This is a genomic window from Silvibacterium bohemicum (assembly GCF_001006305.1).
Taxonomy (GTDB): domain Bacteria; phylum Acidobacteriota; class Terriglobia; order Terriglobales; family Acidobacteriaceae; genus Silvibacterium; species Silvibacterium bohemicum.
The window spans coordinates 536887-563667 of the sequence record NZ_LBHJ01000003.1 but is presented as its reverse complement, the minus strand read 5'-3'; the positions used below and the strand labels follow the sequence as shown (position 1 = coordinate 563667).

Below are 26781 nucleotides of genomic sequence, written 5' to 3'. Positions count from 1 at the left end.
TTCCTTTCAGGCGTCGGCGTGCTCGTGCTCGGAGCCAATCTTGCCGCGGAATCTCATCGGCGTGACGCCCACGATTCTGCGGAAGACCTTCGTGAAATGACTTTGATCGGCAAAGCCAACCGCCGATCCAGCGCACGCCAAGGACATCTTCGGATCGCGCAGGTATTGTTTCGAGCGTTCAATTCTGCACCTCAGGATGTATTGGTAAGGGGGCAGGCCTGTGCTTAGCTTGAAAAGTTCGCAGAAGTAGTTAGGACTCATGCCAGCAATCTGGGCAAGCTCCCACAAGCGAATATCCCGTGTCAGGTTCTGGTTAATAAACTCCAGGGTCCGATTCAAGCGCGTCGTCGGCATGCTGCCCCGGTAATCAAGCTTGGCGCAATTGCGTACAGAATAACGGCGGACCAGATAGGTGCCGAGCGCCAGGCCGAGAGATTCGCCGTAGAGCGGACCTGCCGGCGAGCCATCTTCCAGGTCGGCATGCAGAGCGAGCATCAACGATTGAATATGGCGGTCACGCAAATTCCAGTGGGTGGTCAGTTCCACATCGTCGAGATGCGCGGTGTCTTCAAACGATCGCGCGAGGAAGCGTGGTTCCATGATCAGGATGATACGAGTGGTCGGGCCGGACCAGGTGAGGCGATCGCGGGTTCCTGCCGGCAACACGTAGATCGTCCCGGGGCCATTGTCCGCGCTGCGGCTCTTGCCCTCCGTAGTCCACTGCGCCTTGATATTTCCATGGGTAAGAAGATTCAGGAAATGAGTCGGATGATCGTGATCCGGAATCGAGACGCCCGGCACATCGCTGAACGATTCCAGGGCAATGCCGTCCCACCCGGCCCGTTTACTGCTTAGAGAAGATATCGCGGGAATAGGACACACCCCGCATCCGTTGCGCATTACCTCAACAGCCTTAACAGGAAGAACCCCAGAGATATCCATCGTGTTACCTCCGTCGAACAGTGGGCCCAGTAGGAGAATCATACCGCCGTTGGAGCAACCCTGTTTTTTTTGACCATTTAATCGGAAGAACTGACCAAAACCGGAGCTTTCGACCAATGTTCTCGAGTATTGTTTTCTCGCAGAGGCTGATAAGCGAAGAGAAAGGATGCGCATATTGGCAAAAAGAGCGTAGCTATCGTCATCGACTACATCCACGCGAACCCTGGGGCCAACATAAGCCTGGTGGCCATGGCCCAGATCGCCGGGGTGTCGCCGAACTATTTTGTATCCTTGTTCACCAAGGCGACTGGCCTGACCCCACATCAGTATGTTCTGCGGGCCAGAATCGACAGTGCGCAGCTCCATCTGAAGGATCGAGCGCTCAGCATCGCCGAGGTGAGCAGGCTGACCGGCTTTTATACCCAGGAGCATTTCACTAAGGTGTTTCGGAAGATCGTTGGCGTGACCCCCCGCGAATTCAGAAGCACGATGGAATGCTAGCGAGTTTTCAAATCAGCTACACAGTCCCCTGGGACTCATTGGGCTCTTGCGTTCGATACTCATTGGCCGTACTCATATCGCTGCACTGGGATTCGCGTTTGTGGGAGCCGCTGGATCTGCGCTCCGACAGCATTAGTCATCGCTTCTTACCTTATTTTGCTCGAAAGGTGGGTCTCCCATGCAGGCTCTTTATCGCGACACTGCGATCGCTTCCACTCCGCGCCACCCATACAGTAACCATGTACCCTCATCGGCTCTTGACCATGGCGGAACTGAGAAGGCCGGAAAACCGGTTCTTGGAGTTGCCGCGAATCAAACAGCAGCCGCACTGCGATCTGCACTCTTCCTGAGCGAACAGAAACTGGGAGCAAATGAATTCGATCGCCGGGAACGGACGAGAGAGCACGCCGAAACCAACGAAGAGCTAAAGCTCCAGGCAGCGCTGTTGCAGCATCTTCCTGTATCCGCGTGGACACTCAAGCCGGATGGGACACCGGATTTCGTGAATCAAGGCTGGCTTGACTATTCCGGTCAGACCCTGGAATTTGTCCGCTCGCATCCCGAGGCATGGATGACCGCGGTTCACCCCGAGGATCGACAAAAAGCATCGGGAGCCTTTTGGGAGGGGGTGCGCTCGGGACAGGGTTTTGCGATGGAAGCCCGGTCTCTTCGCGCCCTGGACGGAGTTTATCGCTGGCATCTTAACCAGGCCGTGGGCTTGCGCGATGCGGAAGGAAAAGTTCTCAAATTCGTCGGCACGTCTACTGATATTGACGACCGGAAGCGGGCGGAAGAAGCGCTGCGCATACGGGAATTAAATCTGCTCGAGATAACAGAAACCATACCGGAGATGCTTTGGAGCGCCTCGTCAGATGGAGTGATTGATTACTGCAATGGGCGCTTCCACGATTACACCGGTTTTAGTCCCGAACAAGTTATGCGCAATGGCTGGACGAACCTTCTGCATCCGGATGATGTGGAATCGACAGCGGACGTCTGGAAGTCATGCGTGAAAAGCGGCGCTCCCTATCGGGTGGAAGTTCGCATGTTTCACGCAGCTGACCATACATACCGGTGGTGTGTGACGAGTGCGCTGCCATTGCTTGACCAGGAAGGGCGCATCGTAAAGTGGCACGGCACGGTTGTAGACATGCACGATTGGAAGCAGTCCCAGGAAGAGCTGCGCAATACTCAGGCGGAGCTCGCAAGAATGATGCGAATCATGACAATCGGACAACTGACTGCTTCGATCGCACACGAGGTGAGCCAGCCCCTGTCTGGAATCATTACGAATGCGAGCACCTGCCTGCGGATGTTGAACAGCGAACCTCCGAACATTGACGGCGCACGGGAAACTGCGCAACGTACGATTCGCGATGGCACACGTGCTACCGATGTGATTACCAGGCTGCGAACGCTTTTCAGCAAGAGGCAGATCAATGTCGAGCGAGTGGACTTGAATGATGCGGCTCGAGAAGTAATCGCGCTCTTGTCGGATGAGTTGCAGAAACACCGGGTAATGGTGCAGCACCAGTTCAACGACCGTCTGCCAGCGGTGGACGGTGATCGAGTTCAACTGCAACAGGTTCTTGTCAATCTATTCCGCAATGCTTCAGATGCGATGGTCATGGTCAACGACCGGCCGAGGCGGCTGCTCATCCGCACGGACGTAAATGGCAATGCTGCCACCGTCTCTGTTCACGATTCCGGGGTAGGTTTTGATCCCGGGACGTGTGACCGGCTTTTCGAGTCTTTTTTCACTACGAAACGGGATGGAATGGGCATAGGGCTGTCGCTGAGCCGCTCCATCGTCGAAGCCCATTGTGGTCATCTCTGGGCAGAAAAAAACGATGGCCCAGGCGCGACCTTTGTGTTTTCCATTCCTTGTGATTCGGGGCTTCGGCCCAGCGCCGGGCTGCAACAGGCTTGCAATCCTCTCGTCTGAGTCCGAAAACAATACCGAAGCACGAGAGAAGTTTTTCGCGTGGATGGTCGAGCGAATCGCGAGAGTGATTCAACCTTCCCGCTGTAGATTATGCCTCTAATCCGCTGCTGATGACCGCCCATTGCGCCTTCGTGTCATACAACTGGATGGTGGTTTCCAGATCGCCTGTGCAGTTCGAAAGTGATGCAGGACAAGTTCTATCAGACGAAAGTATCGATCGATACCTTCGTCTGATTGTTGTAACGATCTTCCTCTGGCTTAATCACCACATCAGCCTCGCGCCCAAGGTCGCGTGAGCCGATGCGAACAATCCTCGTTGAACTTTGACAGCAGATTGCCGAACCCGGACGAGAGGGTTCGGCCTGCATCAACAACATTCAAGCACGCACCGGTGCAAACCGCATCCCGGACTTGCAACGTTATTCAGGGAGAATCGAAATGAGTTTGATCGAACATGCCATTGCGGCAAGCCGTAAGAGCGCAGCGCACCACGATCCTTCGCTGGCGAATAAGCCGGCTCCGAAGGTTGCAATCCTCACGTGCATGGACCCGCGCGTGAACCAACTGCTCGAATGGCTGGACATCAAACCTGCCGACGCAGATGTAATTCGTAACGTGGGAACCGCAGCAACAGATGACGTCGTGCGGTCTCTCATGTTTTCAATTCACGTTCTGGGCGTGCGAGAGCTCATGATCGTTGGGCACACCGGCTGCGGGATGGAAATATTTTCGGAAGAAGATTTCGAGAAACACCTTCACAAACAGACCGGAACGTGGGCAATATCTCCGGATAAATTCCATTGCTACACCGACGTGAATCTACAGACACAAAAGCAGGTGCTCAAGCTCAAGTCGCATCCGTGGATTCCCTCGAATGTAGTAATTCGTGGATTTGTTTTCGATTTAGCGACAGGCGAACTAAGGGAAGTAACGCCGAAGGACGGCAAGTAGTCATTTGGATGGGTGGAGACTCGCGCGCTCGCGCTCCGCAAAGATGAATGCATCTTTGCGGTTGCGTGATCGCGATTGACGAAGAAGACCCGGGTTGGAGTGGTCCAGCGCCATCTGGAAGTGGCGCCAGGGAGCGATCTATGAACACGATCGACAAGCGTCCGCTGATGATCTCGCGCGGTTGGATTCAGGCAGCGGCCATCGTCCTGATCATTGGGTTTTTCATCATGGGCGTACTTACCTATTACACCTACAATGACGAACCGCCCATTCCTGAGATTGTCAAAGGCGCGAACGGTGCAGCTCTGTTCACTCGCGCCGATATTATGGGCGGTCAGCAGGTATTTCTAAGAAATGGCCTGATGGAATATGGCTCGATCTTTGGCCATGGGGCATATCTTGGACCCGATTTCACAACGGAATATCTGCATCGCGCGGCCCTCTCGAGCATTGAGTTCTATGGCGGCCAGGACTCCGACAGAGCGCGTGGCCGCACCATTCAGGATTTCAAGTCGAATCACTACGACAAGGCCACAGGGACGCTGGTATACACCGCGGCTCAGGCACATGCATTTGAAGAGTGCCGAGCCTATTACGCATCCTTCTTCGGAGAACCCACCACAAAGTTCGGGTTGAGACCAAGCGCCATTCATGATCCGGAAGACATTCGCCAGCTGACGGCCTTTTTCAGTTGGACTGCGTGGTCTGCCTCTACGGCTCGTCCGGGGCATCCTTACTCCTATACCAACAACTGGCCTCCTGAGCCCCTCGTCGACAACCATGCGACTGCCGATTCTATCGTGTGGAGCGTGCTTTCGCTTGTCGTTTTGCTGGGCGGAACCGGGCTGCTCCTCAGCGTCTTTGGTCGCTGGAACCTGATGGGATGGCATGGACGCGAACAACAGAGCATGTCCTTTCGCGCTCCGGACGAAGTACAGCTTACTCCAGGTCAGAATGCGTGCGCATGGTTCTTCTTCGTCATGGCGGCGCTGTTCGTTGTGCAGACGCTGCTCGGTGGAGCGACCGAGCATTATCGCGCCGACCTGCAGAACTTCTTCGGCATCGATCTGGGCCGGCTTTTGCCATTCAACGTAGTCAGGACATGGCATCTCCAGCTGTCTATCTTCTGGGTGGCGACTTCCTATCTCGCGGCGGGCATCTTCCTCGTGCCTATGATTGCGGGAAGAGAGCCGCGCGGACAAAATCTCCTTGCCTATGGTTTGCTGGGCGCCCTTGTCGTCGTGGTTGTGGGCAGCCTTTTGGGCGAATACGGTGGAATCCAGGGATTGATTCGCAACGCATGGGTGGGCGATCAGGGGTTCGAATGGCTTGATCTCGGTCGACTCTGGCAAATTCTGTTGACCGTGGGACTGTGTTTCTGGGTCGTAATTCTCTATCGTGGGCTTCGCGGCCGGCTCGCGGGCGAGCATGCAGGAAACATGCCGTGGCTGTTTTTCTACTCTGCTCTCTCCATCCCCGCTTTCTATGGGGTAGGACTTCTTGCGAATCCCGGAGAGCATTTCACGACCACGGACTTCTGGCGCTTCTGGGTAGTGCATCTCTGGGTTGAAGACTTTCTTGAGCTGTTCACAACGGTGCTGGTTGCGTACATCTTCGTTCTGTTGGGAGTGGTCCACGAGCGCACCGCGGTGCGCATGATCTATCTCGACGTTATTCTTTACTCGGCTGGCGGAATCGTTGGCACAATGCACCACGTATATTTCTCCGGCGAGCCGGCTCTCCACATGGCGCTTGGCGCTTTTTTCTCGGCTGCCGAGGTTATACCGCTTACGTTCCTCACGGTTGAGGCGTGGAGCTTTCTGCAATTGGGGACGACACAACAGGCGCGATCGACAACACCGTTCCCGCATTACTGGGCTGTGATGTTCCTCGCTTCGGTCGGGTTCTGGAACTTCCTTGGCGCGGGAGTATTCGGATTTCTGATCAATTTGCCCATCGTTTCCTACTACGAGATTGGCACCGCCCTGACCGCGAACCATGCGCACGCCTCGTTTATGGGCGTGTATGGAATGTTATCGGTCGGGCTCGCGCTCTTATGCCTGCGCTATATCATCCCGCAAAAGCATTGGCCGGATAAAGCGGCCCGGCTCAGCTTCTGGTCGCTCAATCTGGGCCTCGCATGGATGGTCTTCGCGACTCTGTTCCCGTTGGGAATTTTGCAGCTCTATCATTCGATCAGCGTGAGCTACTATGACGCGCGAACGTTGAACTACATCAGCAGCCGCTCCAACTCGGTGCTTGAGTGGCTTCGGATGCCGGGCGATGTCGTCTTCATTCTGGGAGGAGCGCTGCCAATTCTCTACCTGACATTCCAGGGTATTCGGCACATGCGCACCAGTGTCACGACGGAAGAGCCGAAAGATGTGCTGTTTACCGATATTGTGGCGCAGCCGCAGAAGCGTTGAGCTATGGCTGGCCTGTCTCTTGAATTTATCCTGATGCTGGCCTATGCGGCGTCTCTTGCCGTCATCGCGCTTCTCCTGGAGTGGGTCGCACGCCATGCTCACCGGCGGTCTCTTCGATCGGCAGCAAGCGGCTTTACTTACGATCCGAGCCGCGATATCTGGAGGTGCCCTCAGGATCAGCATCTCTTCCCGATCTTCTCGGATTCGGCAAAAGGTGTCGTCATTTATCGTGCTCCTGCGGCGGCCTGCAATTCCTGCAGAAGCAAAGAGGCCTGCACCGATTCCGATCACGGCCGCGAGATCGAGCGAAGAGATCGAAACAGCGTGGAATACGGAATGAAACAATTCCATCGCGCCATATCGATCACATTGCTGCTGCTGGGCATCCTGATCCTCGTCGTAGAACTCTTTCGGGCTCGTGACCTCTATCCGCGGATTATTCTTGTATCGGTCTTAACGTTGTTTTGCCTGGTCGTTCAGCGTCTCTGCGCAAGCCTTTCTCAAAGCGCTTCAAAAAATGTCCAGCACCTCACCTGATTGCCCAGTATGAGAACCGAGGCTATAGCGCAGCGATATTGCGTCTCAATGAATGCCCTGCTTCTCCAATGATGCGGATGACGCGCCCGACGGCTGACCACGGGCTACAAACGAACCCTGACACCAATCGTTGGTGAGGGAGCGCCTCGCATGCTCACCGGCGTTGGTGCGTGACTTTCATCGGAAGCGGCAGCCCTCGGCTGCAAAAAATGCTGATTTTCGCCATAATTAATTTGTTATGTCCAAGCGCGAATTTCAGACTGAAGTCTCTCAGCTCCTCCAGCTCATCATTCATTCCCTTTACTCCCACCCCGAAATCTTCCTGCGCGAGCTCATCTCCAACTCCTCGGATGCGCTCGACAAGCTGCGCCACCTTACCCTGGTCGATGAAGCCTACAAGTCGCTTCCCTTCGATCCCCGCATCGACCTTGAACTCGATGAGGAAAAGAAGACCCTCACCATTTCTGATACCGGCATCGGCATGAGTGAAGAGGATCTCGTCTCTCACCTCGGAACCATCGCCCGCTCGGGAACCAAAAATTTTCTCTCGCAGCTCTCCGGCGATGCCCGCAAGGACTCGAACCTCATCGGCCAGTTCGGCGTCGGCTTCTACTCAGCCTTCATGGTCGCCGACAAGGTCGAGGTCGTCTCGCGCAAGGCTGGTGAGGACCAGGCCTGGCGCTGGATTTCCGATGGCAAGACGGGCTTCGATATCGAACCGGCCGAACGCGCCGTTGCTGGAACCACCATTCTTCTGCACTTCAATGAAGAAGGCGCGCAGTACGCCAACAGCTGGCGGCTGCAGGAGATCGTCAAGAAATATTCCAACCACATCGCCTTTCCGATTTTCCTCACCTATGACAAGAGTGAGTGGGATGCGGAGAAGAAGGAATCCATCAAGACCCGCGTCACCGAGCAGGTGAATGCGGCGTCGGCTATGTGGCGGCGCTCCAAGAGCGAGCTGAAGGACGAGGACTACAAAGAGCTCTACAAGTCCCTCACCGGCGGCGGAGAAGACCCTCTCTTCTGGTTCCATACCCGCGCCGAGGGCTCTCTAGAATACACCACTCTGTTTTATATCCCGGCCAAGGCTCCGCTCGATCTTTACCAGGCCGACTACCAGACCGGCGTCAAGCTCTACGTCAAGCGGGTCTTCATCATGGACGACTCGAAGGAGCTGCTGCCGCAATATCTCCGCTTCGTGCGCGGCATCATCGACAGCGAAGATCTTCCGCTCAACGTCAGCCGCGAGATTCTGCAGCAGAACAAGGTTCTTGCCAGCATCAAGACGGCGAGCGTGAAGAAGATTCTCTCGGAGCTGAAGAGCATCTCGACCAGCGATCCGGAGAAGTATCAGAAGTTCGTCGCCGAATACAATCGTCCGCTCAAAGAGGGCCTCTACAGTGATTACGCCAATCGCGAGACGCTGCTGGAGCTGGTGCGCTTCAAGTCGACCAAGGCCGAAGGGATGACCAGCCTTGCCGATGCGAAGTCGCGGATGAAGCCCGATCAGAAGAGCCTTTACTACATTACCGGCGGCACCGAGGCGATTCTGCGCACCTCCCCGCTGCTCGAGATCTATAAAAAGAAGGACATCGAAGTCCTGATCCTCGACGACGACATCGATGAGATCGTGTTCTCCGGCATCGACAAGTATGACGAGATCGATCTCAAGGCGGTGAATAAATCCTCCGCCGGCGACGATCTCAAGGACGAAGCCGAGCCGGAGAAGGCCGAGACCCTGAAGCCGCTGCTCGAAAAGCTGAAGTCGACGCTGGGCGACAACGTGAAGGATGTTCGCGCCTCCACACGCCTGGCCGACAGCCCCTCGTGCATCGTCTCCGACGAAGATGAACCCTCCGCACGCATGCGCCAGATGATGCGCGCGATGGGACAGAAGGAGATGCCCGAGCTCAAGCCCACCCTCGAGATCAATCCCGATCACGAGATCATTACCAAGCTGCTCGCACACCCGGACAATGCCCGCGTCGAAGATGCCGCATGGCTGCTCTTCGATCAGGCGCTGCTGCTCGAAGGCATCCAGTTGAAAGATCCGGCCACCTTCGTTCAGCGCCTGAACCGGGTGTTGAGCCAATCAGTCTAACGGGCGGCAAACGGTCAGCTGCAAGCGGTTGCGAAGGCCGCTTGCAGCGCCGATGGAACATTTATTCGTCGCAAAAATCGATAACTTCATTCCTCAACTCCAGAAAATCGACGAAGAACTTCACGGAGAAGCAATCCTCGAATTCCCCAGTAACGGAAAGTCGTAGGTTACTCCTCACAAGTCGGCCTCTCGGAAGTAACGATCGCGACTTCAGCAGGCTCTGGCGCGAGTGGCTCAGCGTTGTGATTTCCGTGAAAAATTTAAGAGGGTTTTGACCCAGTCATTGATTTTATTGGGCTTTCATTCCTTTGGCTGGCTGTAACTCATTCACTCCATGCGGTTTTCAGAAATGTCCTTAAGAATGTGCTATGTCGACTGCGGTGATTGATTCCGTTCGGGTTGCAGTTCGGTCATTGAGGGGGCTCGACTTAGGTTTATGGCGATGGCAAAGAGATCCGGTGCGAAGAGGCGCCGGCGGCAGAGGCCTCCATCGAGCAGAGGGTATTCGCAGAGCGCGATGATGTGCGTTGGTCTTCCTCTTTTGGTGAACCGGTATGCCGGAAATGGAAAAGGACCGTGCCGTGGTTCGTTGAGCAGCCCAGGAAGCGGTCCTTTTGTTCTCTCTCTCTCTATTTTAGCGAGTTAGCGCCTAGTTATGCGCCAAGTATTTTTTTGGTTTCGGTTAGGCGGTTCACCGTCACCCTTCTGTATCTCTTGTCGCCGACGTGAATGCGTTCAGGTGACGATAAGGGCGTTTATCAGGAGTAATCTTCTAGCATTGGCACTGCGCTCGTATTGTGCCGTCAGCGGCTAAGCCAGCTATTCAACGCGATAAATAGGGAGAGGATCACCAAAAAGAGAATGGTGTATCCAATTCGTTGCAGAACAGTGGCTATGCGTGTGCGAAAAAGATCCGGATAATAGAAGCGATCTGGTTGATCGGGATCGTACCGTATCGTGGCCTGGTTTCTATCGACCAGCTGATAGATCGGGGAGTCATCGGGGACTTTAAATTCTGCGCGGTGAGTTGCCCCGCTCTGATCTGTCCATGAGATCGTGTCAAGCGAGTTGTAGGTATAGCTAACGCTGCCATCGCGCCCATTATGGGGCGTTTTTTGGACTTTTGCAGCTTCAAAGGTTGCGGCGGTTTCGATCCATTTGTCGTAGCCGCGCACGCGTTCCCAGAGTTTTGTCATCATGGCCGAATCCTTTACAACATACTCAACGCGCGAGCAGTTGTCAGCAATGCGGAAGTTTGAAAAGGGATGTAACCCAGAGTGTCGAGCCCTTCGCAAGACGAGTTTTCTGCAGCCATAATCGGCTTACTCCTCATAAGTCGGCTTTTCGTCAGCAATTCAAGTCAGAGCGCTTTTGGGGGGTTCATAACCCAAAGGGCACTGGACCTCGGCTGTAATGGTGGTTTCAGTGAGTATACGAAGAGCGCTGCCGTCCAATGAAACATACATATGATCGATGCGGGTCTATTGCTTTCAATGTCACCTGAGCGTGCTAACATCCCATCATCCAGCTCGCCCATCGGCTCGAGCTGCGGAGGTCAAAAATGAGTCCAACGACACGGCGTGATTTCCTCAAAACAGGTCTGGCTGCGGGAGCTATGGCGGCGGCAGGAACTCTTCCGCTGGGCGCCACCACGCGCACCGCGACCGATACCGTGGTGCTGGGCCGTTCCAAGGTGGGAGTGACGCGGCTGGCCTTTGGAACCGGGACGGACAGCGGCGCCGTGCAAGTCGCTCTGGGGCAACAGGAATTCACGCGGCTGATCCATTATGCGTATGATCGCGGCATTCGCTTCTTCGAAACGGCTGAGGCCTACCAGACGCCGGGCATGCTGGGCGAGGCTCTGAAAGGTTTACCGCGCGATAGCTACACCCTGATGAGCAAGGTCTCTACGTTTCACCAAGGCACGGACGCTCGAGCCAAGTTCGACGAGCTGCGGCGTATCTCCCAAACCGAGTACTTCGACATCATGCTGCTGCATTGGCAGCACACGGCCGACTGGCCGGAGACCACCAAACGCTGGCAGGACGGTATCCTCGAAGCGCAGCGAAGCGGGGTCATCCGCACGCATGGCGCCTCGGTGCACGGACTGCCGGCGCTGCGTCAGATGCCGGGCACCCAATGGCTCGATGTGGGCTTGATCCGCATCAACCACAACGGGGCGCGCATGGACGGACCGACCTACGAGGACACCAACCACCCCGATAACGTAAGCGAGGTGGTCGATCATATCCACCAGCTGAAAAAAGAAGGGCTGGGTGTAATCGGAATGAAGCTATGCGGCGGAGGTCAGTTCCAGAACAGCCACGACGACCGCGCGAAGGCGATGAACTTCGCTTTCCGGAATGCGGGAGTGGACTGTGCCACGGTCGGATTCAAGAGCACGCAGGAGATCGACGAGGCCATCAGCAACATGAATCGGGCGCTTGCGTAGACTCCTCCTCGACCACGGGTTTGATGGGCCCGCAGTGCTGTTCGTCCACGCTACCAGCCCGGCGCTACCATATATAAGACGCGACAACGTGGGGCGGTCCGTGCTGGCCTTCGATGACGTCGGTTGAAACCACGACCTGCAGGTTCGCGCCCGATGGTGGATGCGCGGACTGGAACCAGGCGTCCAAACCTTTTTCGCTGGTGAGAAAGTCGACAGCGGCCTCCGTCCCACTTTTGCCGATGCCGGCGGCGAGGATCACATTCTGCTCGGTCTGGGGATCGAAGAAGCAGCTGATCAGGCCGTAGTCCCGGGAGTTGGCCAGCGCGTTTCGCGTGACATCCAAAGTCCAGACAGCGGCCGGATGCTGGTTGTCTTGAATGACGTTATCGCGCCCGTTCAGGGATGTGAAACGAAAGCGCAGATCCTGGGTCAATCTCCTGGTCCAGAGATTATTACCGCCGCCGATTAGCAGAAAAGGTCCGCGGCGCAGCTGTTCGAGTGTGGTGTCCGCCGCTCCCTGGGTGTGAAAGGGATGAGCATGGCCAGTGAGTAATTTCACCACTTCTCCATAACTGGTGAGGTCGCTCAGATGAACCATGTCGGATCGGGTCATGGCGAAGAGCAGTGTCTGCTCCGGGCGCGGCATGCTGGCGTGGCTGAGCGCAGAGATATCGGTCCCATGCTCGTCGAAGGAGTGGACGCCGAGGACGATCAGGGTGGGCTCAGGCGAATGCAGCGTCTTTCCCCAGAAAAAAGAGACGCCGGGCGTCAGCCGCGCATTGACGGATGCCCGCCACACGGACACGCCCCACCCCACAAGCAGGACAAACAGGGCCGAGTAAATCACGGCGAGGTGCACGCCATCCCGAGATGGGCGAAGCTCAGGAAACGGGACCGCTGGGAGAGTTGGCCGGCTGATCTCCGCGGCATGAATCACAAGGGGCGCCACGGAAACGGGCGCGGCTTGCTGATCCTCCGGGTCTTCCTGAAAACCCTCCGCCTCGTTTGGAACACCATCCCCAACGATGTACGACGGACGAAAGAAGCGAGGAGCGTAAGAACCCCGCGGTATCTCGATGCGCAGCTCGTGTTCATGTCCGGGCGACTGGTAATACTGCGCGATCCGTTTTCGGACTTCCCCGGCGGTAATGCGCACCACCGGATCCAGGTTCGTATCGTAGTCGGCGGCGCGGCCTAAGACACAGGTTCCGAGGGTTCTTTCCTTCAACACTTCGGCTCTTCCGGCCAACGCTTCGTAGACGATGTAGCGCAGGAAAGAGGGGTAGCGCTTGCTATTTCGAAAATGCAAACTGCCCGTAATGCGATCAAGCTGCTGAAGAACTTCCCGTCGCGTCGATTCCTGTGTGAGCTCATCTTCCAAGACTTCGACCGTTCCTGCCACGGGAGTGCGAGTGTCCATCGATTTCGAACCTTTCAAACGCAAGGCTGGAGAGAGACCGGAATTCGAGCTTTCCGCTTCCAGGCAAAGAACCACATATCGGTAAAACAACAGGAAAATACGGACTGATTTGTCTAAAACCCGAAAGTTGCTTTCATATTCCCGCAATACCGCCGACATCGCGGTCGGGATTCTCGTTGCGGCAGATCCCCTGCTCCGGATCGAAGATCGATACTCCAAGGCAGTTCCCAGGAGCAGATGATTCGACGTTTGCGGTGCTGGATGCATCCGCCTGATGCGCACGATGAAGCGAGAGTCTGTAAGTCTTTCCTACCGCCTGGCCGTCGACCGGCGTTGAGGGTGACAACTTGGATATCCCGATGATCCCGGTCACGCGACAAATCGCACTGTTCGCCTGCGGGTTCCGGATTCATGGAAAAGCTTAGGCGCGATGTTATGACGCACAAAAGTAACCGCGATAACTAACACATAAGCGGGTCGGAAATAACGTTGAAAAAACGTAACATCAACGTAGCATACATTATGTGAATGGACTGTAACTGACAGAATTTAGATTACTTATTTAACATTTTTGATTCGATACCGTAGCATGCTTGTATACCTTGAGTCCCTCCCCTAGGGTGAGTATGTCCCACCGCCCCGACATTACCATAGTAATAAGTCTTTCCCAGCTGTCTTTTACCAACTGTGCAGGTGCCGGAACATGGGCACTGAACGCTGCGAGTGATAAAGGAGCTTCATGCAGATCGTCGCCAGCCCTCCCCACGACATAACCATTTCTCCAACCCCTAGCAATCTGAATGCCGTCCGAAAACCTTCGGCGAATCTTCGGACTTCGTATCTCCTGAAGAGCGAGGCGCGAACCGGCATCGTCATGCTTCTCGTCCTGTTCGCGGCGTTCTTTTCGACGCAGGCGCGGGCGCAGCAGATTGAGACGTCGCTGCCCCTCTCGCAGCGGATGTCGATCAATCTGGCGGCCGGAGTGCCGCAATATATATCGAATGCGACCGCCGGCTCCAACGCGCCGCAGAGCCAGTGGCTCTTCGAAAATACGAATAACTCGACGGAGTATTCGAATCCGTCCTTCGTGGAAAGCTCAGACTCCACTGCCAAGTGGCAGCCGGTTGGGTTGCCTTATGAAGCGAACGTACCGCGCACTTTTATTAACCAGACATCGGGCGGCGGCCAGGGATCACTGACCGGCAACGAGAACTGGTATCGCCTGCACTTCAAGGTAGACCCCAAATATGCGGGCCAGAAGTTCATGCTCAATATCGAGGGCGCGCACACCGGCGTTCAGGTATTCATCAACGGCACATTGCTTCCGGGTATCAGCGCAGTGGCGGCAAACACCCAGGCCACGCACGTGGTCGGATTCATTCCCGTGGTTGTCGACCTCACGCCTTACCTGCACACCGATGGCGCCACGGACAACGTGATCGCCGTGGACGTATCCAGGGGAGATTCCTGGTTTGAACAGCCCGGTTTCTCCGGCGCCTTTCGTTTCGGCCAGGCAATGGCCGGTTTGTTTCGAAACGTCTCTTTGTATGTCACCAATCCTGTACACATTCCCCTGAACGTGTACTCCAATCAGAAGACCTGGGGCACGTATGTGGGAACGGTATCCGAAGTTCCCGCGGCCGAAGCGACCGCAACCGCAGCCTCAGCTGTAGTCGAAGTACAGACTAACGTCCTCAATGAGACAACGACGGCGCAGCAGGTTACGCTGACCACGCAGATTGTGGACGCAAAGGGAAATGTGGTGGTGACCGCACCGCCGGTCACGCAGTCGGTGCCTCCGATGACGCCGAACACCTTTCCTTCGACAGCGCAGCCGATGTTTCAGCAGATGATCACGGTTCCGAATCCGACGTTGTGGTATCCGAACAACTCGATCTTCGGAACACCGTATATGTACAAGGTCTACCACATCGTCAGCGTGAACGGCGTCGTGGTCGATTCGGCGCAGAGTCCGCTTGGTATCCGCACCATCACGTGGGATAGCAACTTCCCGTACTTCAACGGTCACCAGCAATACATGTGGGGCGGCGCGGCACGCTACGACTATCCGGCGCTCGGCTCCGCTGTTCCGGACGAGCAGGTGTGGCGCGATATCGCGCAGCAGGCGGCGCAGGGCGCCAATGTGATTCGTATCGGCCACTCGACCAGCAGCGAAGAACTGGTGGAAGCGGCGGATGCTTACGGTATCATGATCGACCAGCCCAGCGGCGACGGTGAGGGTAATTTCACCGACCCCTCAGCTGACGACACCACCCTCAAAGAAGAGCTGCATCGCGACATGATCATCCGCGACCGCAGCCATCCTTCGATTCTGGATTGGGAAGAAGACAATGGCGGCAACAATCCGACCCTTGCGGACTTCCTGGGAAACCTGGGAGTGGAATGGGACAACATCAACCCACGGAAACAGGCGACCCGCTCCGGAATTCCCTCGTATGCCTACATCAATGAGTGCGATGGCGCAGGCTGCGAGGTTTCAAACAAGCAGAACAATCCTCAATTCCCCGCTTTTGGAGCGGAGTATTGGGATAACGTTGGAACTGGCCGCGGTCTGGCCTGGGATTTCGAACTCGCGTTCGCCGCGCCCTATTTGAAGGACTGGCGCGATGGCAGGGCGGCCAACACCATGGGAATGGCGCAATGGTATTTTGCCGATTCGCCGGGTGAGGTGAGCCTCTACGCGGAGTTCCAGAACCAGCCTAATATGTCGAACTTTGTCCGCTCGCTGGGATATTCGTCGGTGGACATGAACAGGTTTCCCCGTGGCCTCTTCTACATGTATCAGGCCAACTGGGTTCCCTTCTCCGTCCAGCCGGTCGTTCACCTGGCCCATCACTGGAATCGTGCCTATGAATACACTCCGGGCACGCCCATCCAGGAGAATGCCTTCAGCAATTGTCCCTCGGTGCGCCTGCTTATCAACGGCGCGGCGAAGGATCCAGTTACAGGCGAGGGGCTGGCGGATCTGATACCGAATTCGTGGGACATCGATCCGAGTTCCAACCTTACGCAAAACTCTACGATTTTGCCTGGCCAGGTATCTTGGCCGGTGAACTGGGCTTCGGGTACGGTCACCGCGGAATGCCTCGACGCGAATCATAACGTCGTTGCAGGTGTAACCGATTCGCGGACCACAGCCGGTCCCGAAAACAAGATCGTGCTGACCGCCGTTCCGGAGCTTCTCAAGCCGGATGGCACGAGTTTTCAGTGGACTTCGAACGGATCCGATGCGGCCTTCGTCGTCGCCGAGGTTGAGGATGCGCAGGGCAATATCGTGCCCACCGCAGCCGACAACGTTACTTTCTCGGTGAGCGGCCCGGCCAGCTATATGGGCGGCAGCGAGCAGTATGTTGCCGATCCTTCTTGGACGAACTACTACCAGGACGCGTTCTCCGAAGCCAACAGCAATGTGATCCAGGGCGTACCGTACGCTTTCTTCCACGCACCTGGGGACCCTGAGCTGAACTTCGAGGGCGGATTGACCAAGATCGCCCTGCGCAGCACCTTTACTCCCGGAACTGTAACCGTGACTGCGACAGCTCCCGGTCTGCTTCCCGGCACTGTGCAGTTAACCTCCGTCACGCCGCCGGCTCCTGTGCAATCGCAGGCGCCTTCCATCATCGTTCCCCCGGTCAGCACTTCCACGACGATTGGATTTCCCGCGACCTTTACCGTTGCCGCTAGCGGCTCGGGCACCCTCACCTATCAGTGGTTTGTGAACGGCGGCATGGTTTCGGGAGCAACGGACACCACCTTCGTCACGTCCGCAGCGACCGCCGCAGAGAACAACGAGAGCATCACCGTGGTGGTCTCAAGCAGCTTCGGCACGGTTACGTCGAATCCTGTCACGCTTACGGTAAGCGCTCCGGCCAAGGTCGCCATCACGACACAGCCTGTGTCGCAGATCGCCGTTGTGGGTCAATCGGCGACACTGACGGTGGTTGCGTCCGGTTCGCCGGAGATCAACTATCAGTGGTTTGAAAATGGCACACCGGTGGCATCCGGACCGCAAAACAGCTACACTACCCCGGTTCTGACGGCTGCCGGAACACAGAACTTCTATGTCATCGTCAGCAACCCCCTCAACCAAGTGCAATCGTCGACGGCAGTACTCACCGTCAACGCTGCAACGCCGGTAAGCATTACAACTTCGCCGATCGGCGAGATCGTTGCAACCAACCAGCCGGTGCAGTTGACGGCGACTGTTGCCGGTTCTTCGCCCTACACCTATCAGTGGCAGTTCACCCCCGCAGGTGGCGCCACAACCATCCTTGCCAGCAACACGTCACTCTCCAATACGGACAGCTACACGGTGCCGGCGATGAGTGCGGCCAATGTGGGCGCGTATACGGTGATGGTCAACAATGCCGCCGGCGTTCCCGCCACCAGCGCCGCAGCACAACTCACTCTTGCACCTCCGGGGATCAATCTGGCCCTGGATAAGCCGGCTACCTCCAGCAGCACACAGAACGCGTGCGGCGACGGCACGACGGCTCCGCCCTTCAGCGGGGTCAATTGCCTGGGACCGGAAAACGCGGTCGATGGCAACCTCGGCACCCGCTGGGGATCGGCAACGGCAGGCGCAGCTCCAACGCCTCCGGTGGCAGGCATCGATCCGTCATGGCTGCAGGTCGATCTTGGTTCGGTGCAGTCCTTCAACACCGTCATCATCAATTGGGAAAATGCGTACGCGACGCAGTATCAGATTCTCTACACGAGCGCCGATCCTGCGACCAACCCAACCTGGAACGTAGCTAAGACCAACGACACCGGACTAGGTGGAACGGAGACGCTGAACTTCCCCACGGTTCAGGGCCGCTACATCCGCATGCAGGGCATCCAGCGCGCGACTCAATACGGCTACTCGATGTATGAGTTCCAGGTCTACGACGTCCCGCAATGCGGCGACGCAAGCGAGCGCTTTACCGTCAACTCCTCCAACCAGAACCTGGTCTTCGATAACCTGCTCGGCCTGACCTGGACACGCACCGTCCAGACAGATACCGCTCCGGGGTCGCAATTCACCGGGATCAACGCCGCGAGCTACTGCTCGAGCATCAACATGCGTCTTCCCAGCCAGGCTGAAGCGCTTAGCATCAGCGGCAACAACAACGCTTCCTGCGCGTTCCCCGGCGTCTGGAGCAGCTGGACTTCAACCGTGAATCCGAACGATTCCACCGAGACCGCGATCGTCAACTTCGATGGCACGTCGACCTGGAATGTCACCAACAACTTCCCCGGTGCAACGCTTTGCGATGCGGGTACGTCTGCGGCGCAGCCGCCGGCGATCCAAACACCACCCCAACCTGCGACGGTGACCGTCGGAACTGCGGCGACCTTTACCGTTGCTGCGTCCGGAGTTCCCGCGCCCACCTATCAGTGGCTTGAAAACGGCACTCCCATCCAGGGCGCGACAGGGGCAACGTACATCACGCCGCTGACCGCCGATACCGACAACGGCGAGCTCTTCAGCGTGGCCGTTACGAATGGAAGCGGCACCATCACCAGCAACGCAGTCTCACTGACGGTCAGCGACACCCCGACCGGCGGCAACGGCGGCGGAAACAATGGTGGTGGCAACAACGGCGGCGGGAATAACGGAGGCGGAAACAACGGCGGCGGCGCTGCAGCCGTTCCGGTGATCGCACTTCCACCCGTAAACCAGTCTGTCGCAGTTGGAGCAACAGCAACCTTCACGGTTGATGCGACCGGCGGCGCTCCCTACACCTACCAGTGGCTGCAGAACGGCGTTGCCGTTCCGAACGCCACCTCTGCGGTCTTCACCACGCCCGTACTGGCAGCCAGCGCAAGCGGCCAACAGTACAGCGTCACCGTTACCAACTCGGCCGGCAACGTCACCTCGACAGCGGCCACACTCACCGTCACTGCCGGTTCAGCCGCGCCAGTGATCACCGCCCAGCCCGCGAGCCAATCCGCGGCGATCGGGGCCAACGCAACCTTCACTGTCAACTTCACCGGTGCGGCTCCATTCACCTATCAGTGGTTTAAGAACGGCACCGCAATTCAGGGAGCTACCGCTGCCTCCTTCACCACACCTGCACTGGCCGCCACCGATAACGGCGAACAGTACAGCGTCACTGTCAGCAACCCGGCCGGCTCTGTCACCTCGACTGTGGCTGACCTCACGGTCTCCGCTGCGGGAATCGACAACACTAACAGCACCGACACCGCAGTGACTGGATTCGGCACAGGCCCCGTTCCGACAGGAGCGAACCTTGCGCTGAACTGGCCAACAACTTCCAGTGGAAACGAGAGCGCTGCCTATCCGCCAACCCAGGCGACAGACGGCAACCTCACCACGCGCTGGTCTTCGTCCTTTGAAGATCCCACGTGGATCCAGGTCGATCTCGGCTCGGTGCAACCTATCGGACAAGTGGTTCTCCGCTGGGAGCGCGCCCACGGTCTCGTTTACCAGATTCAGACATCCACTGACGCTGTGAACTGGACTACCGCCTTCCTGCAGACCAACGGCGCAGGTGGCGCTGAAAACCTGGTCTTCTCTACGACCAACGCACGCTACGTCCGCATGTATGGGACGGAGCGCAGCTCACAGTACGGCTATTCGGTCTTCGAATTCGAGATCTATGGCCCCGTACTTCCGACCATCGTGACTCAGCCGGTAAGCCAGACCGTTGTGGATGGCGCGCAGGCGCAGTTCTCGGTGGTAGCCAACGGCAATGGACCACTCTCGTATCAGTGGATGCTGAACGGAACTGCCCTGCAGGGAGCGACCAACACCAGCTATACAATTCCGGCAACCTCGTTGTCGGATAGCGGCAGTATCTTCAACGTGATGGTCACCAATGCGAGCGGCTCGACAAAATCCGCAGCCGCCTCGCTGACGGTGACCGATCCAACCTCCACGACCCCAGGCGTCGCAGTCAACCTGGCGCTCGGCAAGACAGCAACGTCGAGCGGCAACGAGAGCAGCGCACTGGGGCCTGAAAACGCTGTCGACGGCAACCTGACTACGCGTTGGTCTTCGGCTTTCACCGACAACCAATGGATTCAGATCGACCTCGGCTCGCCGATGACGATCAACCAGGCCGTACTGCGCTGGCAGACAGCATACGGCCTGGTCTACCAGATCCAGGTCTCGAGTGACGAGCAAACCTGGACGACCGTCTACACGCAAAACAACGGCAAGGGCGGACAGGAGACGCTGGACTTTCCTTCAGTCACCGCTCGTTACATTCGCATGATCGGAACGAAGCGGGCGACTGTCTATGGTTACTCACTGTGGGAGTTCGAAGTCTACGGAGCCAGCGCTCCGCTGATTGCGACTCAGCCTGCAAGCCAGACGGTGAATGCCGGAAACACGGCGACGTTCTCCGTCTCGGCAGACGGCAACGGTCCCTTCACCTACCAGTGGCTGCGCAACGGCGTCGCCATTCCGAACGCCACCGCCGCCAGCTACATCACCCAGGTCTTGGAGTCGGGAGATAACGGAAGCATCTTTACTGTCGCCGTCACGAACGGCAGCGGTACTGCGACTTCCACGCAGGCGACTCTCACCGTCAACTCGGTCACACCTACCAGCCCGAACCTCGCGCTCAATCAACCGGTCGCGGAGAGCGCCGGACAGAACGACGCGTTGTACGGCCCAGCCTTCGCGGTGGACGGAAACCTCACTACGCGGTGGTCTTCCGCCTTCGTCGATCCCTCCTGGATCAGAGTCGATCTGGGAACGGCGCAGACGATCAACCAGGTCATCCTCCACTGGCAGACCGCCTACGGCAAGGTCTACCAGATCCAGGTCTCGCCCGACGCGCAGAACTGGGCAACCGTCTTCACTCAACCCGCAGGCAAGGGCGGAGTTGAAAACATCACCTTCACCCCGGTCAGCGCCCGTTATGTCCGCATGTATGGAACGACGCGAGCAACGCCGTACGGCTACTCCCTGTTCGAGTTCGATGTGTACGGCCCGGTCACGGCGCCGACCATCGCCACCGAACCGGCGAGCGTAACCGCCAACGTCGGCGCCACCGCAACCTTTACTGTGGTTGCGGGCGGCGACGGACCCTTCACCTATCAGTGGCTCAAGAATGGCGTGGCCATCACCAACGCGACATCCGCGAGCTACATCACTCCAACGCTTGCTGCCACCGATAACGGCGAGCAGTTCAGCGTCACCGTGGGCAATCCGAGTGGCACCGTCAATTCGACGGCTGCCACTCTGACGGTCAACAATTCCGGCGCAGGATATACGATCTATCCCGGCTTCATTGGTGTCGACCTCAACAACAACACCAACGGAGCATGGGCCAACAATCAGATCTATGTCACCGTGATCGGCATGGACCCGGCCAACGGCAAATTCGCTTACCTGAATTTCGACGGAACGATTGTCGATTTCACGCTGAACGATGCGGCGGCGGCCAATCACTTGACCGGCCCGGACGGCAAGAGCTACGGCAACTACTCCTTCACGCTTGCACAGAGCACGCTGCTGAAGATTCCAACCTTCCAATCAGCCCGCGCGTATATTTCGCTCGGCAATCCCCTCTACGTACAGGTCAACGGAGACGGCAACGGCAACGTGACCGGCTACGCTGGACCCAACCCGCAGAACGGCACCGATCCCAACATCAACACCCACTTCGATTGGTACGAATTCAATAACCAGAACGGCATCTTCATCAACACCACCCAGGTCGATGAGTTCGGTCTGCCGCTGCTGCTCGACGTGTGGGGCTCGGGTGCCACCTTCCATCAGCAGGTGGGCATCACCGAATCCATCGCCCAGATCGACAGCGAATTCACCAGCGAAGTGCCGGCGCAATTCCAACCTCCCACGATGTCCAACCTTCGCATCTTCTCGCCTGCCAAGCTCTCCCTGGGTACGGGCGGCGCGAACGCGAACTACTTCGCCAGCTATATCGCAAGCGCCTGGGCGCAGTGGAGCACGACTCCCCTGGTGCTCACCCTCAACGGACGCCAGTTCAGCGGCACCGCTTCGGGATCGACCTTAACCTTCACGGAGATCAACCCCGCCGCAGCCAATGCGGGCGAGACCTTCCTCGTGCAGCAGCCATCCACGCAGGACATTCTGGAGTGCGCGGGAACCATGGCAACTGGCGTTTCCGGCAGCACCGCTCAGCAGCAGGATGAAAATGCCAAGCAGTTGCAGCTGGAAAACCAGATCTGCTCGGCGACCAACCGTGGCGTTCTTCTCAATCCTGCGAACTGGGCGAGTGTTCCGGCGTACTACCAATCCACGCCGGCCAACTTCTACGCGCAGTTCTGGCACAAACACTCCGTTGGAGGACTGGCCTATGGCTTCTCCTACGACGACAACAACAACCAGAGCACAACCATCACCACCGGACAGCCGGAACACATGGCTTTCGGAATCGGCTGGTAGTGCGATAGCGGAGCATGGCGCTCGGATCGGGCGCCATGTCTCTGCAACCACAGTCAATCCACAATCTAACTGACCGGCGCCATAGCCTTTGCTAATCCATACTTCTTCTCAAACTTCCTGAGCTTCATCTGAAGCGAGCCCGGGGATTCACCTTTCGACCAGAGAAGTTTCCCCTTGCAGGCAAAGACCACGGTATTGCCATCAGAGTCGGGAGATAACAACACCCGTCCGTTGAAAGTCTCACGAATGCGGGCGAGGATCGGCCGATTGTCCTCTTCGCATAAGTTGACCACCATCAGACCCGATCCCCTCAGCGTTTGATAGCAGTCGTCGTAGAAGCGTTGCGAACATAACTCCGGCGGCAGATGATCTGTCGCGAATGCGTCGACCAGCAGCACATCGAACTTCGAAGAGATTCGCTCGACGAACTTTGTGCCGTCCTCACAAAGGATGCGGAACCTGCGATCATCCTCTGGAATCTGGAACCTGTCGCGCAGCGCGATGACATGCGGGTTGATCTCAACTACAGTCAGATCCGCCTGAGGATGATGGCGGTAGCACCACTTGGCCATCGAACCGCCCCCCAGGCCAATCATGGCGATCTGCTGTGCATCCGGAACGAAGAGCTCGAAGGCCATCATGGTGCGGGAGTAGGCGAGTGCCAGTGAGTCCGGTTCGCCGACCAGCATCTGGCTCTGAACGTAGTCTGACTGGAAGTGGAGCGTCAGAACCCCGGCATCTTCAGAAACTACTGGAACGGGAACGTGTGCAGGGACGGAAGGTTCTTCCTCGGCGGGGGAGGCCGGCGAAGGGGCAGCAAGTGAGTCCATACATGATTTTTATCTTATTGCGCGGCCCTTTGCATCGCACTCTCCACCGACTTGGCAACAATGGAAAGAGCGAGAGGCCGATCGGCGACGCCTGGAAGCTGTCTCATGAGGGCGTGCACCCGATTGCGCCGTGGGTGGAAAGCGCAATCGAAGCGGGCACCATGCTCTCGATCCAGGCCGCTGTCTATCGATAGAACAGTTCCCAGTTCCCTGGGCCTGAAGCGCACCCGCTCAGACATCCGAGGTGAGAGGTCACGGAAGCCACATCGTAACCTGCGCCGCTTACCCGTCGAAGCGTACTCGGGAGGAGACCAAGACACAGAATGATTGCGGCGGCCACACAGGCTACCCTCGTGCCCAGCAAACGTTTAATTTTGGCCATCAAAGAATGCATGCCGGTTGGACGTGAGCAACGGATACGACATCTCTTCGTGCAATCCACGTCAGAACAATCGAGGACCTGTCCAAGTACGCGATTGCGAAGCTTTGCGGGCGCAGAATACAGAGGATGGTGCTGACGCAAGAGGCGCGATAATTCCTGCTCTTCATAAAGTCGTTCCCGGCAATCCTGACAGGCAGCCAAGTGCGCTGAAAAATTCTCCAATTCTTCACCGGTCAGTTCGTTGTCAAGGTAGCACCCGATCTTGGCGGAGTACTTGTTACAGGATTGCATCTAGGGGCCTCTCTTCCTAGTGGTTGAACGCGTTGAGAATAGTAGTTAAGAGTACTGGGCGATTTACACTCGCTTGCGCTGCTATACGGACGTAGTTGCCATACCTCGGATGACCAACTGGGACAGGTTGGAAATATTTCCGATTCACAACGCGTTCGCTTGTTGGTCCAAACACTCTGTATTGGGAAATATTCCTCGCGCGTCTAAGGGCTCTTAGGGGCGGCGCGATAGCGGACTTTGACTTTTTTATCCCGTCCACGAAGCTCTGATCGCACCCTCAAACTAAAGCAGCGGCGTCAGTTATTCCTATCTCTTTTGTACGAAGGTAAACTCACCCATGAGCCAATTTCCTTTATATTCGCCATCCATTCGCCTACAATCTGTCCAGGCTTAACCGATTGCATGGACAGCGAAGATAGGTTCATTTCATGACGATGAAAGAGACCACCACCGATGTTGATTCCGCAAACAAGCTTCGAAAGATCGTGCACGTCGACATGGATGCTTTCTATGCGTCGGTCGAGCAACGTGACGATCCGGGCCTGCGTGGCAAGCCGGTGGTTGTCGCATGGCGCGGCAATCGATCCGTGGTTTGCGCAGCTTCGTATGAAGCGCGGCAGTTCGGAGTGAGGTCGGCGATGCCGGCGGTGCGAGCAGAACGGCTTTGTCCCAACGCCATCTTCATTCCTCCCGATTTCGCGCGATATAAAGCGGCGTCGTCTGCAGTCAGGGAGATCTTTCGAAGGTATACCGATCTGGTCGAGCCTCTTTCGCTGGACGAAGCCTATCTCGACGTAACGGAAAACAAGCTCGACGTACCGACCGCGACACGAGTGGCCAAGGCGATTCGTGAGCATATTCGCGAAGAGATTGAACTCACCGCATCCGCTGGAGTGGCGCCAAATAAATTCCTGGCAAAGGTCGCATCCGACTGGCGCAAACCGGACGGCCTCTTCGTGATCCAACCTGCCGAGGTGATGGAATTTCTTCTCCCGCTTCCCGTGGGCCGCATCCCTGGCGTAGGAAAGGTGACCGAGTCGCGATTGAAGCAAATCGGAGTGAACACCGTGGGAGAGTTGCGTACGCTCGACCTGGCATTGCTTGAAGATCAATTCGGACGATACGGCCGCCGTCTCTACGAACTGGCACGAGGCATCGATCACAATCCAGTCGTTCCCAACCGGCCTACTCAATCCATCTCTGCCGAGGATACCTTCGAGCGAGACCTTCCCTTGTCCGAGACCGATGCACTGATCCGGCGGCTCGCCGAAAAGGTGTGGCTGGTATCGCGAAAGGAGACACGTGTTGCCAGAACCGTGGTGTTGAAGCTGAAGACGAGCGATTTCAACATCATTACTCGAAGCCACACGCCCATCGGACCTCCGGCGACGTGCGATGAGCTCACGGCCATTGCGTTGTCATTGCGCGAGCGAGTGAAGGCGGAGCCAGGCCATCGATTTCGCCTGGTGGGCGTTGGTCTCAGCAACTTTCGGGATGCGGAAGGGCTGCCGGCCCTGTTCGATTAAAAACATTCCGGCTCTTCAGCCCAAAGCACCGGTACAATTTCCTTTGAATTAAATCGGAACGGCCATGCCCTTCGTAATTAAGCACGCCGTTAAATGTCTCGCATCCCGCGAACGCTGTTCACGCTAGCCGGTTTAGGGGTCACACAAAGGTGTGACTGGCCTGCGTCGAGGTTCAGCTATAAAAATACCGTTGCAATCCAATATTAGTTGCAACGAAAATCGTGTTCAGAACACGATTCAACAGGCAATGCATTGAGACTTCGGTTCGCTGCGAATCTGTAATCCAACCGGGGTGTTCACCAAAACCACTTTTTTCGAGAGTACTATTACAACTCCAGCGATCCGAATGCTCAACCCACATGAAAGGCGCTTCGCACCTGTTGGTTAACCTGGTGAGTGACCCTGAACTAGACATTTATCATCCGCTGAGATTTCGCGGTGAGGCGCTGCCTACACGGTTACCATGCGATCGACAAACTCCCCATGCCTGTCAGTCCATCAATGGCTTCTATCTCTTCTGAGGTTGATCGTGGGCGAACTCGGGTCACGGATGCTCTGCAAACGCTGGTTGGCCTGACTCAAGAAAAGCTCTCTGCAAGAGAAACCGGAAAACTCCTTGAGGAGTCCGGCGAAACGATTCTCCTGGATACCGAAATCAACGGCCATCGCTATCTTCTGGTGAGGATGCCTCCACCGATCGCCGACATGATTCACCTCAGCCCCCGCGAGCAGGAGATTGTGCGCATGGTGGCCAAGGGACATCCGAACAAAGTGATCGCCGATGTGCTCAACATCAGCTCGTGGACGGTGTGCACTCACCTGCGGAGGATCTTCGCCAAGCTCGGCGTGGGTTCGCGAGCGGCAATGGTGGCGCGCATTCTGGAGATGAGATCGTTCAACGACGATTCAAACGCACTCCATCACATGCGATAGAGGATTATCATCGTTGATTCAGAGCAAGATTAGCGGTGACACCTTTTGCTCGTCATTCTGAGCAAAGCGAAGAATCGCAGTTGAGCATTCCCGATCTTCGGGATTCTTCCTCCCGTTGGTCGTCAGAATGACGGA

General features: G+C 56.9%; 17 protein-coding genes. 11 read left to right on the top strand and 6 right to left on the bottom strand.

Annotation, left to right across the window (positions count from 1 at the left end; genetic code table 11):
- Positions 1-6: 6 nt before the first annotated feature.
- The gene (locus XX99_RS26615; protein WP_184084662.1) at positions 7-1158 is read right to left on the bottom strand and encodes a helix-turn-helix domain-containing protein; all 1152 of its coding nucleotides are present in this window, start codon (positions 1156-1158) and stop codon (positions 7-9) included.
- Between the two features lie 33 nt (positions 1159-1191).
- Here XX99_RS26615 and XX99_RS07855 point away from each other — a divergent pair, with 33 nt between their 5' ends.
- From XX99_RS07855 to htpG, 6 genes are all read left to right on the top strand, one after another.
- Positions 1192-1443, top strand: a complete 252-nt coding sequence (locus tag XX99_RS07855) for a helix-turn-helix transcriptional regulator (RefSeq protein WP_050058819.1) — start codon at positions 1192-1194, stop codon at positions 1441-1443.
- 178 nt (positions 1444-1621) lie between these two features.
- Positions 1622-3388, top strand: coding sequence for a sensor histidine kinase (locus tag XX99_RS07850; RefSeq protein WP_050058818.1), 1767 nt, complete (start codon positions 1622-1624; stop codon positions 3386-3388).
- Positions 3389-3826: 438 nt separating this feature from the next.
- Positions 3827-4339: a beta-class carbonic anhydrase gene (locus XX99_RS07845; protein WP_050058817.1), complete on the top strand. Its 513-nt coding sequence runs from the start codon at positions 3827-3829 to the stop codon at positions 4337-4339.
- 140 nt (positions 4340-4479) lie between these two features.
- Positions 4480-6765, top strand: coding sequence for a nitric-oxide reductase large subunit (locus tag XX99_RS07840; RefSeq protein WP_050058816.1), 2286 nt, complete (start codon positions 4480-4482; stop codon positions 6763-6765).
- 3 nt (positions 6766-6768) lie between these two features.
- Positions 6769-7302, top strand: a complete 534-nt coding sequence (locus tag XX99_RS07835; protein WP_050058815.1) for a hypothetical protein — start codon at positions 6769-6771, stop codon at positions 7300-7302.
- Positions 7303-7540: 238 nt separating this feature from the next.
- Complete coding sequence (gene htpG / locus XX99_RS07830; protein ID WP_050058814.1) at positions 7541-9406, top strand: molecular chaperone HtpG; 1866 nt, start codon at positions 7541-7543, stop codon at positions 9404-9406.
- Positions 9407-10209: 803 nt separating this feature from the next.
- On the opposite strand, the gene XX99_RS07825 is transcribed toward htpG, so the two are convergent.
- Positions 10210-10605 carry a DUF3592 domain-containing protein gene (locus XX99_RS07825; RefSeq protein ID WP_050058813.1) on the bottom strand — a complete coding sequence of 132 codons (396 nt, stop codon included), beginning with the start codon at positions 10603-10605 and terminating at the stop codon, positions 10210-10212.
- 362 nt (positions 10606-10967) lie between these two features.
- On the opposite strand from XX99_RS07825, the gene XX99_RS07820 reads away from it, so the two are divergent.
- On the top strand, positions 10968-11858 hold the full coding sequence (locus XX99_RS07820; RefSeq protein ID WP_050058812.1) for an aldo/keto reductase: 891 nt from the start codon (positions 10968-10970) through the stop codon (positions 11856-11858).
- A 64-nt stretch (positions 11859-11922) separates the two neighbouring features.
- Here XX99_RS07820 and XX99_RS07815 read toward each other — a convergent pair whose 3' ends face one another.
- Both XX99_RS07815 and XX99_RS07810 read right to left on the bottom strand, forming a co-directional pair.
- Positions 11923-13278, bottom strand: coding sequence for a hypothetical protein (locus XX99_RS07815; protein ID WP_050058811.1), 1356 nt, complete (start codon positions 13276-13278; stop codon positions 11923-11925).
- Between the two features lie 133 nt (positions 13279-13411).
- Complete coding sequence (locus tag XX99_RS07810; protein WP_156185859.1) at positions 13412-13624, bottom strand: hypothetical protein; 213 nt, start codon at positions 13622-13624, stop codon at positions 13412-13414.
- Positions 13625-14017: 393 nt separating this feature from the next.
- Between XX99_RS07810 and XX99_RS07805 the strand changes: the two genes are divergently transcribed.
- On the top strand, positions 14018-22684 hold the full coding sequence (locus tag XX99_RS07805; protein WP_082125361.1) for a discoidin domain-containing protein: 8667 nt from the start codon (positions 14018-14020) through the stop codon (positions 22682-22684).
- Between the two features lie 65 nt (positions 22685-22749).
- On the opposite strand, the gene XX99_RS07800 is transcribed toward XX99_RS07805, so the two are convergent.
- Positions 22750-23514 carry a fused MFS/spermidine synthase gene (locus XX99_RS07800; RefSeq protein ID WP_050058809.1) on the bottom strand — a complete coding sequence of 255 codons (765 nt, stop codon included), beginning with the start codon at positions 23512-23514 and terminating at the stop codon, positions 22750-22752.
- A gap of 2 nt (positions 23515-23516) precedes the next feature.
- Between XX99_RS07800 and XX99_RS07795 the strand changes: the two genes are divergently transcribed.
- Complete coding sequence (locus XX99_RS07795) at positions 23517-23708, top strand: hypothetical protein (protein ID WP_050058808.1); 192 nt, start codon at positions 23517-23519, stop codon at positions 23706-23708.
- Here the strand turns inward: XX99_RS07795 and XX99_RS28585 are convergent.
- Positions 23699-24187 (bottom strand): anti-sigma factor family protein, encoded by a 489-nt coding sequence (locus XX99_RS28585; protein WP_082125360.1) that lies wholly within the window; start codon positions 24185-24187, stop codon positions 23699-23701. The two genes, XX99_RS07795 and XX99_RS28585, sit on opposite strands and share 10 nt — an antisense overlap.
- A gap of 428 nt (positions 24188-24615) precedes the next feature.
- Here XX99_RS28585 and dinB point away from each other — a divergent pair, with 428 nt between their 5' ends.
- Both dinB and XX99_RS07785 read left to right on the top strand, forming a co-directional pair.
- A complete protein-coding gene (gene dinB / locus XX99_RS07790; RefSeq protein ID WP_231581193.1) occupies positions 24616-25713 on the top strand; it encodes a DNA polymerase IV in 1098 nt (365 codons plus the stop codon).
- Between the two features lie 501 nt (positions 25714-26214).
- A complete protein-coding gene (locus XX99_RS07785) occupies positions 26215-26646 on the top strand; it encodes a response regulator transcription factor (RefSeq protein ID WP_156185858.1) in 432 nt (143 codons plus the stop codon).
- The last annotated feature ends 135 nt before the right edge of the window (positions 26647-26781 follow it).

Excerpts from the sequence above, each read along its gene's own strand:
- XX99_RS07845 (WP_050058817.1), top strand. The coding sequence starts at position 3,827 with ATGAGTTTGATCGAACATGCCATTGCGGCAAGCCGTAAGAGCGCAGCG.
- dinB (WP_231581193.1), top strand. The coding sequence starts at position 24,616 with ATGACGATGAAAGAGACCACCACCGATGTTGATTCCGCAAACAAGCTT.
- XX99_RS07815 (WP_050058811.1), bottom strand. The coding sequence starts at position 13,278 with ATGGACACTCGCACTCCCGTGGCAGGAACGGTCGAAGTCTTGGAAGAT.
- XX99_RS07835 (WP_050058815.1), top strand. The coding sequence starts at position 6,769 with ATGGCTGGCCTGTCTCTTGAATTTATCCTGATGCTGGCCTATGCGGCG.
- htpG (WP_050058814.1), top strand. The coding sequence starts at position 7,541 with ATGTCCAAGCGCGAATTTCAGACTGAAGTCTCTCAGCTCCTCCAGCTC.
- XX99_RS28585 (WP_082125360.1), bottom strand. The coding sequence starts at position 24,187 with ATGCAATCCTGTAACAAGTACTCCGCCAAGATCGGGTGCTACCTTGAC.
- XX99_RS07840 (WP_050058816.1), top strand. The coding sequence starts at position 4,480 with ATGAACACGATCGACAAGCGTCCGCTGATGATCTCGCGCGGTTGGATT.
- XX99_RS07820 (WP_050058812.1), top strand. The coding sequence starts at position 10,968 with ATGAGTCCAACGACACGGCGTGATTTCCTCAAAACAGGTCTGGCTGCG.
- XX99_RS07850 (WP_050058818.1), top strand. The coding sequence starts at position 1,622 with ATGCAGGCTCTTTATCGCGACACTGCGATCGCTTCCACTCCGCGCCAC.
- XX99_RS07800 (WP_050058809.1), bottom strand. The coding sequence starts at position 23,514 with ATGGACTCACTTGCTGCCCCTTCGCCGGCCTCCCCCGCCGAGGAAGAA.
- XX99_RS07785 (WP_156185858.1), top strand. The coding sequence starts at position 26,215 with ATGGCTTCTATCTCTTCTGAGGTTGATCGTGGGCGAACTCGGGTCACG.
- XX99_RS07855 (WP_050058819.1), top strand. The coding sequence starts at position 1,192 with ATGGCCCAGATCGCCGGGGTGTCGCCGAACTATTTTGTATCCTTGTTC.
- XX99_RS07805 (WP_082125361.1), top strand. The coding sequence starts at position 14,018 with ATGCAGATCGTCGCCAGCCCTCCCCACGACATAACCATTTCTCCAACC.
- XX99_RS07825 (WP_050058813.1), bottom strand. The coding sequence starts at position 10,605 with ATGATGACAAAACTCTGGGAACGCGTGCGCGGCTACGACAAATGGATC.
- XX99_RS07795 (WP_050058808.1), top strand. The coding sequence starts at position 23,517 with ATGATTTTTATCTTATTGCGCGGCCCTTTGCATCGCACTCTCCACCGA.